We start from the raw sequence: 14,367 nt of genomic DNA on the forward strand, positions 1-14,367 counted from the left end.
GGACTTAACCTGACACCTCACGGCACGAGCTGACGACAACCATGCAGCACCTTGCAGGCGGTCCGAAGAAAGGGGTATCTCTACCCCATGCAGCCTGCATTTAAGCCCTGGTAAGGTTCCTCGCGTATCATCGAATTAAACCACATGCTCCACCGCTTGTGCGGGCCCCCGTCAATTCCTTTGAGTTTCATTCTTGCGAACGTACTCCCCAGGTGGGATACTTATCACTTTCGCTTGGCCACGGAGACCGAAGTCCCCACAGCTAGTATCCATCGTTTACGGCGTGGACTACCGGGGTATCTAATCCCGTTCGCTACCCACGCTTTCGTCCATCAGCGTCAGTACATGGTTGGTCACCTGCCTTCGCGATCGGTGTTCTATGTGATATCTATGCATTTCACCGCTACACCACATGTTCCGGCAACCCCACCATGACTCAAGACCTGCAGTATCAAAGGCAATTTTATGGTTGAGCCACAAACTTTCACCCCTGACTTACAGGCCCGCCTACGGACCCTTTAAACCCAATGATTCCGGATAACGCTCGGACCCTCCGTATTACCGCGGCTGCTGGCACGGAGTTAGCCGGTCCTTATTCTTACGGTACCGTCAGACACCTACACGTAGGTGCGTTTCTTCCCGTATAAAAGCAGTTTACAACCCATAGGGCAGTCATCCTGCACGCGGCATGGCTGGATCAGGCTCCCGCCCATTGTCCAATATTCCTCACTGCTGCCTCCCGTAGGAGTCTGGTCCGTGTCTCAGTACCAGTGTGGGGGATCCCCCTCTCAGGGCCCCTAACCATCGCTGCCTTGGTGGGCCGTTACCCCGCCAACTAACTAATGGTACGCATGGCCATCCCTGTCCGATAAATCTTTAACCGAAACATCATGCGATGTAACGGTACCATGGGGCATTAATCCAAGTTTCCCTGGGCTATTCCCCTGACAGGGGCAGGTTCCATACGCGTTCCGCACCCGTGCGCCGGTCGCCGGCAAAAAAGCAAGCTTTTTCCCGCTGCCCCTCGACTTGCATGTGTTAGGCCTGCCGCTAGCGTTCATCCTGAGCCAGGATCAAACTCTTCATTGTATTTCCTTGAATGTCTGTCCGACACCCGAAAACACGAGTCCCCGCATCAAAATGGTTCTTTATAATTCTTACGCTGTCGTTACAATATGTATATGAACTTGTTTGTTTCACTCGAACCGATAATCAAAATCAATTTCTTATCGATTTCACCTCTTCACCTATTCGGTAAAGCGGGTGCAAATTTACAACTGTTTTTTTATTTGGCAAGATTTTTTTGAAAAAAAATTCAAAACATTTTTTCGACCTCAAAAACAGTTTTTTTTACATGAACTTTTCCCTTGCACACCTTGGTGTTTTTCGGGCTGCAAATGTAAAATGCTTTTTTTGATTACACAATGCTTTGCTTTATTTTTTTCTGTTTTTTTCTTTTGCCAAAAACAGTCTTTCAAAATGCCTGTGAACGTCTCCAAAAAACAAACCCTTTGTTGTTTTTGGGGCTGCAAATGTAACACCATTTTGAGAATAAACAAGAGGTTTTTTTAATTCTCCCAACAACATATCGTCAATCAACTGAAAACAAAGCAGATAAAAATACAATTTTTTTGAAAAATTCAAAAGTTGCATTCGTTTTCAACCGTTTCCTTTTACAAATCGACCACAATCACCTTTTGATACCAAGAAAATTAATGCTTATATAGTAAATAGGTATTGCAGCATCTATACAAGGTATTATCTTTGTCGTCTTGAAAATAAAACTTAGAAGTTTAAACAACATGATAAAGATCACATTGCCTGATGGTGCTGTAAAAGAAGTCGAAAAGGGAACTTCTCCCTTTTCTGTCGCCCAAAGTATTAGCGAAGGGCTTGCCCGAAACGTTATTTCTGCAAAGTTCAATGATACAACGGTCGAGACTTCCACCCCATTGACCACAGACGGCGCATTGACTCTTTACACTTGGAAAGATGCTGAGGGCAAAAAAGCATTTTGGCACTCTACATCCCACGTAGTCGCCCAAGCTTTGGAAGAGCTTTATCCTGGAATTAAGCTAACCATTGGTCCGGCCATTGAAAACGGATTTTATTATGATGTGGATTTTGGCGATCATACCATTTCCGAAAAAGATTTTCCGAAGATAGAGAAGAAAGCTTTGGAAATAGCTCGAGGCAAGCACGACTATAAAATGAGAAGCGTATCCAAAGCAGAGGCTCTTTCTTATTATAAAGAACAAGGGAACGAGTATAAGGTTGAGCTCATTGAAAACCTTGAAGATGGTTCCATAACATTTTGCGACCATAGCACATTTACCGACCTGTGTCGAGGAGGGCATATTCCGAACACAGGCATTATAAAAGCAATTAAGCTTTTGAGCGTTGCCGGTGCTTATTGGCGCGGCGATGAAAACAATACACAGTTAACCCGCGTTTACGGTATTTCTTTTCCAAAACAGAAAGAATTAACGGAATATCTTCAGCTCTTGGAAGAGGCCAAAAAAAGGGACCACAGAAAATTAGGGAAAGAACTTGAGCTTTTCACATTTTCACAAAAGGTTGGCCAAGGCCTCCCTTTATGGTTGCCCAATGGAGCAGCATTACGTGAACGCTTGGAACAATTCCTTAAAAAAGCACAGAAGAAAGCCGGTTATGAAATGGTGGTGACCCCACATATTGGCCAAAAGGAACTTTATGTTACATCCGGTCACTATGCCAAATACGGTGAAGATAGCTTTCAACCCATACATACACCAAAAGAGGACGAAGAGTTTTTGTTAAAACCCATGAACTGCCCTCATCATTGCGAGATTTTCAACAGCAAACCATACAGTTACAAGGATTTGCCAAAACGCTATGCGGAGTTTGGCACTGTATATAGGTACGAACAGAGTGGTGAACTGCACGGCCTTACCAGGGTAAGGGGTTTTACTCAAGACGATGCGCACATATTTTGCACCACCGAGCAATTGAACGACGAGTTCAAAAATGTTATCGATCTTACCTTATATGTACTCAACTCATTGGGTTTTGACGATTTTACGGCCCAAGTATCCATAAGGGATATGGAAAATCCCGACAAATATATTGGTAATGCCGAAGATTGGGACAGAGCAGAGAGCGCAATTATCAACGCTGCCGAAGAGAAAGGTCTAAACTACATAATCGAAAGTGGTGAAGCTGCGTTTTATGGTCCAAAACTGGATTTTATGATAAAAGATGCCCTAGGCAGAAACTGGCAATTGGGCACCATTCAGGTTGACTATAATTTACCGAAGCGATTTGACCTGACTTACAAAGGCAGTGATAATGAACTGCACAGACCGGTAATGATCCACCGTGCGCCCTTTGGCAGTATGGAACGATTTGTTGCCCTATTGCTGGAGCATACCGGAGGAAACTTCCCGCTTTGGTTGATTCCGACACAGGCTATTGTACTGCCCGTCAGCGAGAAACACGAAAAATATGCGGAAAAAGTTTTGAATTCGTTAGAAAATCACGAAATTCGCGCGCTCATTGATAATAGGAACGAGACGGTAGGGAAAAAAATCCGTGAAGCAGAACTCAAAAAAATTCCATTCATGATCATTGTAGGTGAACAGGAAGAAGAGTCTGCTACCATTTCTGTTAGGCGTCATGGCGGCGAAGATTTAGGAAGTCTGAGCGTTAATGCTTTTTCAGACTTGGTAACTACTGAAATAAATAGTACCTTAAAGTCGTTCTAAAAAATTAAGTTTAATTAAAAAGTTTACGTCATAGCAATTAGAAGAAGATTTAGACCCCAACCCAGGAGGGAAAACAAAAACCCTCACAACATCAATGAAAAAATAAAAGCCCGGGAAGTACGTCTTGTCGGCGATAATGTTGAAATGGGTGTTTACCCCATATCAAAAGCTAGGGAAATAGCAACCGAACAGGAATTGGACCTGGTAGAAATTTCACCAAATGCCGAACCCCCTGTTTGTAAGGTAATGGACTATAAAAAGTTCCTTTACGAGCAAAAGAAACGTGACAAAGCCATGAAGGCCAAAGCGAGTAAAGTGGTCGTAAAGGAAATTAGATTTGGCCCACAGACGGATGATCATGATTACGATTTCAAGAAAAGACACGCAGAGAAATTCTTGAAAGACGGAGCCAAGTTAAAAGCCTATGTATTCTTTAAAGGACGTTCCATCGTTTATAAAGATCAAGGCGAAATATTACTTCTAAGGTTGGCACAGGAATTGGAAGACCTAGGTAAGGTTGAGCAAATGCCAAAATTGGAAGGTAAGCGAATGACCATGTTCATCGCACCCAAAACAAGTAAAAAATAAAACCGAACATAGTTCGGTCTAATAAGCGGAGTTAAATACTAGGAAAATGCCTAAGATGAAAACAAAATCCAGTGCCAAAAAGCGTTTTAAGCTTACCGGTTCTGGTAAAATCAAAAGAAAGCACGCTTTTAAGAGTCACATTTTGACCAAAAAATCTAAAAAGCGAAAGCTGAAGTTGACCCATTCCACTTTGGTTCACAAAGCGGATGAGGACAACATCAAAGAACAGTTACGTTTAAAATAATTGTTCACCGGTACATTATTTATTAACCATGGAGTCGGGCCAACCAAGTCCTCAAAAATTGAGGCGCCTGCTACAAAAAAATGACACATTATGCCAAGATCAGTAAATTCAGTTGCTTCACGAGCTAGAAGAAAAAAAGTGATGAAGCAAGCCAAAGGTTACTTTGGAAGACGTAAAAACGTTTGGACGGTAGCCAAAAATGCGGTAGAAAAAGCAATGCTTTACGCTTACCGTGATAGAAGAAACAAAAAGCGTACTTTCCGTTCGCTATGGATTACCCGTATCAATGCTGGTGCCAGAATGCACGGAATGTCTTACTCTCAATTTATGGGTAAAGTAAAAGCCAATGGAATAGAGCTTAACAGAAAAGTTCTTGCCGATTTGGCCATGAACCACCCAGATGCTTTCAAGGCAATCGTTGAGAAAGTAAAGTAAAAAGTTAATATAAACTTACCCCGCTTATTTTAAGATCCCGCCTCGTGCGGGATCTTTTATTTTATATATGTTCTCCACTGGGCAAAAACCGATACGACTTCATTTATTGACCATAAGCGGTAACCACCAATTGCCGGCCCGAAGCTTGGTTACGATGTTCGCACAGGTAAATACCTTGCCATATACCCATGTTCAATCTACCCTGGGTTATAGGAATCTGTACCGAAGTTCCCATTAGGGAGGCCTTGATGTGAGCGGGCATGTCGTCCGGTCCTTCGTAAGTATGCACGTAATACGGCGCATTTTCAGGTACCATCATATTCATGTGGCTTTCAAAATCTGTTCGAACCGTGGGATCCGCATTCTCGTTGATCGTTAAACTGGCCGAAGTATGCTTGATGAAGACCTGCAAAAACCCAGTGTTTATCTTTCGGAGTTCAGGCAAGGCATCAAGAATTATATCCGTAATCAAATGGAATCCTCTAGAATAAGACCGTAGTTGTATTTCTTTCTGATAAAAATTCATGCCAAAAAATTCTCTTGCCCGAAATTAATATAAAGTTTACCAAAACTACCGTTGCTATCTGTGAATATAAAATACCTTTGTGGCTTAACTATTTTACATGGATTTATCACAAATTAAGATGGTGGTCACCGATATGGATGGGACTCTATTAAATTCCAACCATGAGGTAAGCCCCCGTTTTTTTGAAATATATCAAGAACTCAAAAAGAAAAATATTGCTTTTGTAGCAGCGAGTGGCAGACAGTACCATAGCATGGTCGATAAATTGGATTCCATCAAGAACGAAATTTTGATAATTGCCGAAAACGGGGCCCTGATCAAAAAACAGGAACAAACCTTGCTCTCGACCCCAATTAGCACATCCGAAGTACACCGCATCCTGGACACCGTGCTTCCTTTGGAGCATGTACATCCTGTGCTATGCTGTCAAAACAATGCCTTTGTAGGTGGTACTTCCAATGAGTTTATAGACATGCTTCGTGAATACTATTCGGAGTTTGAAATAGTAGATCACCAAAAACAAGTGGATGAAGAGGTCTTAAAAATTGCCATCTACCATTTTGAGAGCTCCGAAAAGCACATTTTTCCTCATGTAAAACATCTGGAACGCGACTTAAAAGTTAAGGTCTCAGGTGCCAACTGGGTCGATATTTCCGACTTAAACGCACATAAGGGCTATGCCCTGCAAAAGGTAATGGATCAATACAATATCTCTTCCAACGAAATAATGGTATTTGGGGACTACAACAACGACTTAGAAATGCTTCAATTGTCGGATTATAGTTTTGCCATGGCCAATGCACACCCCAATGTGCTAAAAACAGCGAAATACACAACCAGTAGCAACGACGATTATGGTGTGGAGCGCATTTTGGAAAAACTCCTCTAAGATTTTCTGACCGAATTGTATTTTTTATATATCTTTATGATTAGCAGCTGATTACGTCGATTGCAACTTCCCCCGTTTTTTAAAAAATCAATCGTATGAAAAATATAGCATACGCAGTGGTCCTTATATTTCTTCTTGCTGGTTGTGACAACAAAATCGTCGAATCCCAAATCGATCATGCCAAAGACTCTGCCCAAATTATTGAAAGTATTGATGCTTGGGATAAAGCCTGGGAATCAAAAGATCTTCAACTTGCAATAAAATATTATGCCGATGAAATAGACTGGACCAATGCCTTTGGTGATAGGGCACGATCCAAGGAAGATTTACAAAAACTCTTGGAATCGATTTTTGGATTGAATTTTGTTATGTCCGGAGAAAACAATTATGGAGCGAACGATATCCGTTTTCCAAATGATTCCATTGCCACGGTACGAACACAAAACATCCGTACAAATCAAAAATGGCCCGATGGAACACCCATGGACGACAGGATAATCAACCACTTGAGGGTGTATCAAAATATGCAGGGAAAATGGTTGATCACCGATCACATGATCAGTCAGGCATGGCCAAAAAATAAACCGGTGGATAGTCTCACCATAAAAAAGTAATCAAAACTATTTCCGGCTTGGCACTGCAGAAGCACTTTCCAATTAATTTTATGATTCAGCAATAGGATAATTTGTACCTTAAGGTCATTGATAACCAAACACCAACACTATGGCATCACTAAAAAAAGAAGACATTAAACAAGAGGTTTTTGACCTATACGACAAATATGCCCACAATCAGTTAGATCGTAGAGAGTTTATGGAGAAGCTTTCCGTTTATGCCGTAGGTGGCATCACTCTGGCATCCCTGCTCAGTTTTGTGATGCCCAATTACAAGGACACCTTGACCGTATCTCCCAATGATCCGGAATTGGATTCCAAGTTCATTACTTATAATTCCCCAAAGGGCGGTGGAGAAATCAAGGGGTTGTTGTCCAAGCCAAAAAACAGCTCCGGTAAAATGGGCGGTGTAGTTGTGGTGCACGAAAACCGAGGCCTTAATCCTTATATTGAAGATGTGGGAAGAAGAGCTGCCAAGGCAGGCTTTATTTCGTTGGCTCCGGATGCCCTCACCCCACTTGGAGGCTATCCCGGAAATGATGACGAGGGAAGGGCGATGCAACGGGAACGGGACCGTAACGAGATGTTGGAGGATTTTATCTCCGCTTACGAATATCTCAAAAACCATGAAAACTGCAACGGTAAAGTGGGGGTAGTCGGCTTTTGTTTTGGCGGATGGATTTCGAACATGATGGCCGTAAAAGTACCGGAATTGGCCGCTGCTGTTCCTTTTTATGGCAGTCAGCCCAAGGAGGAGAAGGAAGTGGCCCAAATAAAAGCCCCCCTATTAATTCATTTTGCAGGATTGGATGAACGGGTAAATGCTGGTTGGGAAGACTACGAGGCCAAATTAAAAAAATTCGACAAAGCATACGAAGCGCATTTTTACCCCGATGTCAACCACGGTTTCCATAATAATACCACCCCCCGTTTTGATGAGGCATCAGCCAATTTAGCGTGGGAAAGGACCATAGATTTCTTCAAAAAGCACTTGAGCTAGGTCTTTTGCTTCTTTTTGCGGGCAGCAGGGAACAAAACGTTGTTCAAAATCAAACGATAACCGGGCGAAGTAGGATGCAGTTCCAGCTCCGTTTTCGGGTCTCCTACCCTATGCTGATAATCTTCCGGATCGTGACCACCATAAAAAGTAAAGAAACCCTTTCCTTTAATACCATGGATATACCTGGCCTCTCCATTGATTTTGTTCTCGCCCAAAACCATAACGGTCGGTTTGATCTGCGCTCTGGTGTAGGCTGTTGTTTGCCCCATAAACCCTTTTACCAAACTTGTATGGTTTTGTGTTAACATAGTGGGCACCGGATCCCATTTAGCGGAAAATTCCATCAACGAAAAGTAATCTGATTCCTTGGGGACATTGGCTCGCTTATTTGTCATATCGATGGATGAAAACTCGTAGCGGATGGGGTTTCGTTCTAAAGTAAAATTGGTGAAGGCGAACGTATTGTTGAAATTAAGTTTGGCCTGATAATTCGCATCCGAGGGATCCCCATCGAACATAGGTTCGCAAATATCCACATCTTCTGCCGCAAGGGCAATATCAAAACTATCGGTCGCGGAACACATGGCAAACATAAACCCACCTCCGATAACATAATTTCTTATTTTTAGGGCCACTGCCAATTTCTGATCGGAGACCTTGGCATAGCCGAGACTTTTGGCCAACTCTTCTGCCTTCTCCTTATCTCTGATGTACCATGGTGCTGCACGGTAATGTCCGTAAAATCGGCCGTATTGACCTGTAAAATCTTCATGGTGGAGGTGCAGCCAATCGTACAAGGCCAGTTTATCTCCTAAAACCTCGGTATCATAAATGGTTGTATAGGGAATCTCGGCATAGGTAAGCACCATGGTAACGGCATCGTCCCAAGGTTGGTTTCCCTTTGGGGAATACACGGCAATCTTTGGTGCTTTTTCTAGGATTACCGCATCTTGATTTTGGGAAGGACTGGAAATGTCATCCAAGATTTGCTCGGCCTGTGCGTCGGACAAGACCTCAAAGGAAACACCTCGAATTTGGCATTCCTTTCGAATGGCATCTCCATCGGGCAAAATAAAGGAACCGCCCCGATAATTGAGCAACCATTGCACTTTTTGTTGTTTGGAGAGTACCCAATAGGTTATTCCGTAAGCTTTTAAATGATTTTTCTGCCCTTCGGCATCCATTGGAATCAGAATAACGGAGGCTGAAGCTTTAAAGAAAAAAAACAAAACAAACATGTAGGTGAGATTTCTCGCATACGCTCGAAATGACACTTTGGAAAGTAATTTTTTAAAACGGCACGTCGTTATCATCTGGGTCATTACTGTTCATTGCGCTACCGAAAGCATCGTCCGCACTCGGAAGATTTGGTGTCGCAAAGGGATTTTCTTCGTCCGCATTCATCTTCGATTGGAATTCGAATGGGGAATCAAAGTCATCCAAGTTATCAAATTTACCCAGAGCACCCACAAATTTTAACCTAATATTTTCTAAACCACCATTACGGTGTTTGGCCACAATAAATTCTGCTTGACCTTGGGTCGGGGTGCGTTCCTCATCGTCCCACTCGTCAATTTTATAATATTCCGGTCTATAGATAAAGGATACAATATCCGCATCCTGTTCAATGGCCCCGGATTCCCTCAAATCGGAAAGAATAGGTCTTTTACTACCTCCACGGGTCTCCACCGCCCGCGATAACTGGGACAGCGCTATTACAGGAACATTAAGTTCCTTGGCCAATGCCTTTAGGTTACGGGATATGGTAGAAATCTCCTGTTCACGGTTTCCTCCTTTTTGGCTACCCCCTGCGGTCATCAACTGCAAATAATCTATTATTATAAGTCTAATTCCGTGTTGGGATGCCAATCGCCTGGCCTTGGCACGAAGGTCAAATATGGACAACGAAGGGGTGTCGTCTATAAACAAAGGCGCCTTTTCCAGGGTCTTTACCTTAACGTTCAATTGTTCCCACTCGTGTTTTTCCAATTTACCGGTCCTCAATTTTTCGGAGGACAATCCTGTTTCGGAAGATATTAAACGGGTAATCAACTGTACGGAGGACATCTCCAAGGAGAAGAACGCCACTGGAATTTCGGAATTCACGGCAATATTACGTGCCATGGAAAGCGTTAATGCCGTTTTACCCATACCAGGTCTTGCCGCAACAATGATCAAATCACTGGGTTGCCACCCGGATGTAAGCTTGTCCAATTTATCGAATCCTGATGGGATACCGCTAAGCCCTTCCTTATTGGAAATTTCCTCAATTCGTTTTTTGGCCTGTATTACCAAATTCTGTGCAGTTTCCGCAGAACGCTTTAAGTTGCCCTGCGTTACCTCGTACAATTTTGCTTCGGCACTGTCCAACAGATCAAAAACATCGGTTGCATCGCTATATGCCTCTTCAATAATGTCGTTGGATATTTTAATCAGGCTTCGTTGGATATATTTTTGAAGGATGATCCGCGCGTGAAACTCGATATGTGCGGATGAAGCGACCTTTTGGGTCAGTTTTATCAAATAAAAGTCCCCGCCTACCGCTTCTAGTTTCCCATCTTTCTTTAACTGTCCGGAGACCGTTAATAAATCCACTGGTTCAGAAGATTCGAACAACTTGAAGATGGCTTCATAAACATATTTATGGGAATCCTTGTAGAATACGTCTGGGTGCAGAATATCGATTACTTCATCAACACCTTTTTTATCGATCATCATAGCCCCCAATACAACCTCCTCTAAATCAACAGCTTGAGGCGGTATTTTACCTCTTTCAAGATTGATTAGGGCAGATTTGTCCACTCGATGTCCTACGATAGGGCTAGGTTTTTCCATGAATGCGAAAGTAGCTAATTAACCTTAAGTTAACTTTAAATTAGATGAATACGATTTCCACAGGTACTCAACAATTGGATTGTTGATAACTTAAAATACCTGTTAATAACATAAAAAAAATTGAGGATAAAACCTAAAGAAAAAGGTGAACCCCCGAAAAACAAGATTTATTCACTAAAGACACCCATATTCGCATATTTATCCATGCGAGCTTTCACCAATTCTTTTGGTGATAACTTTTTGAGCTCTTCGAAATGTGACGAAATTTTGTTCGCGACGGTTTCAAATGTTTTTTCTCTATTGGCATGTGCTCCGCCCAATGGTTCTTTCACTATCTCATCGACCAGCTTTTGTTTTTTCATATCGGTTGCGGTCAACTTCAGTGCATCGGCGGCCTGCTCTTTAAATTCCCAACTCCTCCAAAGTATGGATGAACAGGATTCTGGGGATATAACGGAGTACCATGTGTTCTCCAACATAAGTACTTTGTCTCCTACTCCAATGCCCAGTGCGCCTCCCGATGCTCCTTCACCAATAATAATAACGATGATCGGTACTTTAAGTCGGGTCATCTCGAGAATGTTGCGGGCTATGGCCTCACCTTGCCCCCTCTCCTCTGCCTCGATACCTGGGTAGGCTCCCGGAGTATCTACAAAACATACTACTGGGATTTTGAACTTTTCTGCGGATTTCATCAATCTGAGCGCCTTTCGGTACCCTTCCGGATTGGCCATTCCAAAGTTTCGGTACTGGCGCGTTTTTGTATTGTACCCTTTTTGCTGACCAATGAACATGTAACTCTGGTCCCCTATTTTTCCAAGTCCGCCTACCATCGCCTTATCGTCCTTTACATTTCTGTCTCCATGGAGCTCCAAAAAGGTATCTCCACAAATGGCTTTAATGTAATCCATTGTATAAGGTCTACTGGGGTGTCTTGACAATTGTACTTTTTGCCAAGCAGTTAGGTTTTTATAGATGTCCTTTCGGGTCTGATCAAGTTTCTGTTCGATCTGTGTGCACGTTTCGGACACGTCCACATCACTTTCCTCCCCTATGATCATACACTTTTGAAGTTGCTCTTCAAGTTCTTTGATGGGGAGTTCAAAATCTAGATATTCCATGGGAAGTCATTTATTTTCACAAAAAACAATGGGGACAAATATATAACATTATGGCTTACTCGCATGAAATATGCAAATGTTTTAACTTCAGCCCTATAGATCAAATTTGATGGTTTATCGCTTAGCTTTCATGAGCATATAAACGGCAAAAACACCAAAAAGTAAGTTGGGAATTACCACAGCGAGCAATGGTGAAAAACCAGATTGTTCCGCCAGGGTCCCAAATACTTTATCAAAGAAAATATATACGAAGGCCACTCCTATACCAAAGGCCAGATTAAGCCCCATGCCCCCTCTTCGCTTTACCGAGGAAACGGCAACGGCTATTACGGTAAGAATAAAAGCAGCAATGGGCAAAGCCCATCGTTTATATTTTACCAGGACATAGGCATTAATATTGGACGCTCCCTTTCTGCGTTGATCTTCAATAAATTTGTTCAGTTCAAAAAGGTTTTTGGTCTCGGCCACGTAAGAAACTGGCGTTAAATCGTCTATTTTGAAGGAGAAAACAGTATCGAGTCGCCTTTTGGCATCTATAAACTCCCTTTCGTTCAATATGGTTCGTTTTTCGTAATTGGTAAGTCTGTAGATACTATCGTCCTCGACCCATCTAATGTTACTTGCGAAAATTTTGTAGTCCAACTTTCCAATGGAATCAAAATGCTCGTAGGTAAAATTGTAACCGATCTGACGATTGGGATCAAAACTGCTAACGTAGATATAATCGTTCTCGTTCAACTGGTTAAAGATGTTCTCCGTTACCCGGTCTCGTTTTCCCTTTTTAAAATATTTATATTCAAATTCGTTGAACCCGATACTGGCATGGGGCACAATGAACATACCCATCATAAAAATAAGAATGGCCACCAAAGTAGCACCCACAAAATAAGGGCGCAAAAACCTCCAAAAAGATACGCCCGAACTTAAAATGGCCACAATTTCGGTGTTGCTTGCCAGTTTGGATGTAAAAAATATTATGGACAGGAAAAGGAATATGGGCAACAGAAGGTTGCCGATCACTAAAGTGAAATTCCCATAGAACACGATTACTTCTGCCAATGGGGCTTCGTTATCTATGATCTTACCAATCTTTTCGGCCAGGTTGGCCATGATCCCGATAGGCACAAACAACAAGAGCATCCCCATAAAGGTGATCAAGTAGCGCTTTAAGATGTATCTATCGAGTATGGTAAACATTACAATCTTTTATCCATTTGACGGACCATTTTGGTTTTCCACTCCAAAAAATCTCCGGCTAAAATACGTTCTCTAGCGGTACGCACCAACCATAAATAAAATCCAAGGTTGTGAACCGTGGCAATTTGCTTGCCCAAATATTCGTTGGCAGCAAATAAATGGCGCAAATACGCCTTGGAATATTCGGTGTCCACATAGGTAATTCCCATTTCATCAATAGGCGAAAAATCGTTTTCCCATTTTTTGTTCTTGATGTTGATGGTACCATGCGCCGTGAACAACATTCCGTTCCTTGCATTTCGGGTGGGCATAACACAATCGAACATGTCCACTCCTAACGCAATATTCTCCAATATATTGATCGGTGTACCAACACCCATCAAATATCTTGGTTTATCTTCTGGTAAAATATCGCAGACCAATTCTGCCATTTCGTACATTTCCTCTGCAGGCTCTCCCACGGATAAACCACCAATCGCATTTCCTTCCGCTCCTACGGAAGCAATGTATTCCGCCGATTGTTTTCTTAGGTCTTTATACGTGGAACCCTGCACAATGGGAAAAAAACTTTGGGTATAATCATAGCTGTACGGCAGTTTTTCCAGATGATTGATGCATCTGTCCAACCATCGGTGCGTCATGTGCATAGATCGCTTCGCGTATTGGTAATCGCAAGGATAGGGTGTGCATTCATCAAAAGCCATGATAATGTCGGCGCCAATGGTCCGCTGTATCTCCATTACATTTTCAGGTGTAAAAAAGTGGTTGGATCCATCTATATGGGATTTAAATTTTACGCCTTCCTCTTTTATTTTTCTGTTGTCCGATAGTGAGTATACTTGGTAGCCACCACTATCCGTCAATATAGGCCTGTCCCAACCCATAAATTTATGGAGTCCCCCTGCCTCTTTCAATATGGTGGTTTTGGGTCTTAAATAAAGGTGATACGTATTCCCCAGGATAATATCGGGGTTTATCTCGTCCCTTAATTCTCGCTGGTGCACGCCCTTTACGGTGGCAACCGTTCCTACGGGCATAAAAATAGGGGTCTGTATAGTTCCATGGTCAGTTTCAAGTTTACCTGCCCTGGCCTTGGTCTTGCTATCCGTTTGTAATAGGGTAAAATCCAATTGTTTGTTTTAAAACCGCAAATATAACCAACTCAGTTTCGCCAA

Annotated in this window: 13 protein-coding genes and 1 rRNA gene (1 of these 14 cut by a window edge); 7 read left to right on the forward strand and 7 right to left on the reverse strand. The window is 42.5% G+C overall.

The annotated features are described in order from the left end of the window. A 16S ribosomal RNA gene (locus MJO53_RS01225) occupies positions 1-1,089 on the reverse strand (it extends 437 nt beyond the left edge of the window). Positions 1,090-1,802: 713 nt separating this feature from the next. Between MJO53_RS01225 and thrS the strand changes: the two genes are divergently transcribed. From thrS to rplT, 4 genes are all read left to right on the forward strand, one after another. After that, on the forward strand, positions 1,803-3,743 hold the full coding sequence (gene thrS, locus MJO53_RS01230) for a threonine--tRNA ligase (RefSeq protein ID WP_252080130.1): 1,941 nt from the start codon (positions 1,803-1,805) through the stop codon (positions 3,741-3,743). A 36-nt stretch (positions 3,744-3,779) separates the two neighbouring features. Beyond that, positions 3,780-4,331 (forward strand): translation initiation factor IF-3, encoded by a 552-nt coding sequence (gene infC / locus MJO53_RS01235; RefSeq protein ID WP_286037781.1) that lies wholly within the window; start codon positions 3,780-3,782, stop codon positions 4,329-4,331. Positions 4,332-4,377: 46 nt separating this feature from the next. Further along, a complete protein-coding gene (rpmI, locus tag MJO53_RS01240; RefSeq protein WP_224837705.1) occupies positions 4,378-4,575 on the forward strand; it encodes a 50S ribosomal protein L35 in 198 nt (65 codons plus the stop codon). Between the two features lie 90 nt (positions 4,576-4,665). Further along, a complete protein-coding gene (gene rplT / locus MJO53_RS01245) occupies positions 4,666-5,010 on the forward strand; it encodes a 50S ribosomal protein L20 (protein WP_014033571.1) in 345 nt (114 codons plus the stop codon). A 103-nt stretch (positions 5,011-5,113) separates the two neighbouring features. Here the strand turns inward: rplT and MJO53_RS01250 are convergent, their stop codons facing one another. Beyond that, positions 5,114-5,536, reverse strand: a complete 423-nt coding sequence (locus MJO53_RS01250; RefSeq protein WP_224837706.1) for a secondary thiamine-phosphate synthase enzyme YjbQ — start codon at positions 5,534-5,536, stop codon at positions 5,114-5,116. Between the two features lie 97 nt (positions 5,537-5,633). On the opposite strand from MJO53_RS01250, the gene MJO53_RS01255 reads away from it, so the two are divergent. The 3 genes from MJO53_RS01255 (at position 5,634) to MJO53_RS01265 (ending at position 8,039) form a co-directional block, all read left to right on the forward strand. Next, positions 5,634-6,425, forward strand: a complete 792-nt coding sequence (locus MJO53_RS01255) for an HAD family hydrolase (protein WP_252080131.1) — start codon at positions 5,634-5,636, stop codon at positions 6,423-6,425. A gap of 95 nt (positions 6,426-6,520) precedes the next feature. Continuing rightward, on the forward strand, positions 6,521-7,039 hold the full coding sequence (locus MJO53_RS01260; protein WP_252080132.1) for a YybH family protein: 519 nt from the start codon (positions 6,521-6,523) through the stop codon (positions 7,037-7,039). 109 nt (positions 7,040-7,148) lie between these two features. Next, complete coding sequence (locus MJO53_RS01265; RefSeq protein WP_224837709.1) at positions 7,149-8,039, forward strand: dienelactone hydrolase family protein; 891 nt, start codon at positions 7,149-7,151, stop codon at positions 8,037-8,039. Here the strand turns inward: MJO53_RS01265 and MJO53_RS01270 are convergent. The 5 genes from MJO53_RS01270 to tgt form a co-directional block, all read right to left on the reverse strand. Then, a complete protein-coding gene (locus tag MJO53_RS01270) occupies positions 8,036-9,277 on the reverse strand; it encodes an asparagine synthetase B (RefSeq protein WP_224837710.1) in 1,242 nt (413 codons plus the stop codon). The genes MJO53_RS01265 and MJO53_RS01270 overlap by 4 nt on opposite strands. A 52-nt stretch (positions 9,278-9,329) precedes the next feature. After that, the gene (gene dnaB, locus MJO53_RS01275) at positions 9,330-10,874 is read right to left on the reverse strand and encodes a replicative DNA helicase (protein ID WP_224837711.1); all 1,545 of its coding nucleotides are present in this window, start codon (positions 10,872-10,874) and stop codon (positions 9,330-9,332) included. Between the two features lie 167 nt (positions 10,875-11,041). Then, complete coding sequence (locus MJO53_RS01280; RefSeq protein WP_224837712.1) at positions 11,042-11,995, reverse strand: acetyl-CoA carboxylase carboxyltransferase subunit alpha; 954 nt, start codon at positions 11,993-11,995, stop codon at positions 11,042-11,044. 114 nt (positions 11,996-12,109) lie between these two features. Then, entirely contained in the window at positions 12,110-13,192 is a 1,083-nt protein-coding gene (locus tag MJO53_RS01285; RefSeq protein ID WP_252080133.1) for an LptF/LptG family permease, read from the reverse strand. Then, a complete protein-coding gene (gene tgt / locus MJO53_RS01290) occupies positions 13,192-14,322 on the reverse strand; it encodes a tRNA guanosine(34) transglycosylase Tgt (RefSeq protein ID WP_224837714.1) in 1,131 nt (376 codons plus the stop codon). Before tgt ends, MJO53_RS01285 begins: the two co-directional genes overlap by 1 nt. Positions 14,323-14,367 lie beyond the last annotated feature (45 nt).

The organism is Flagellimonas marinaquae, assembly GCF_023716465.1.
GTDB classification, from domain to species: domain Bacteria; phylum Bacteroidota; class Bacteroidia; order Flavobacteriales; family Flavobacteriaceae; genus Flagellimonas; species Flagellimonas alginolytica.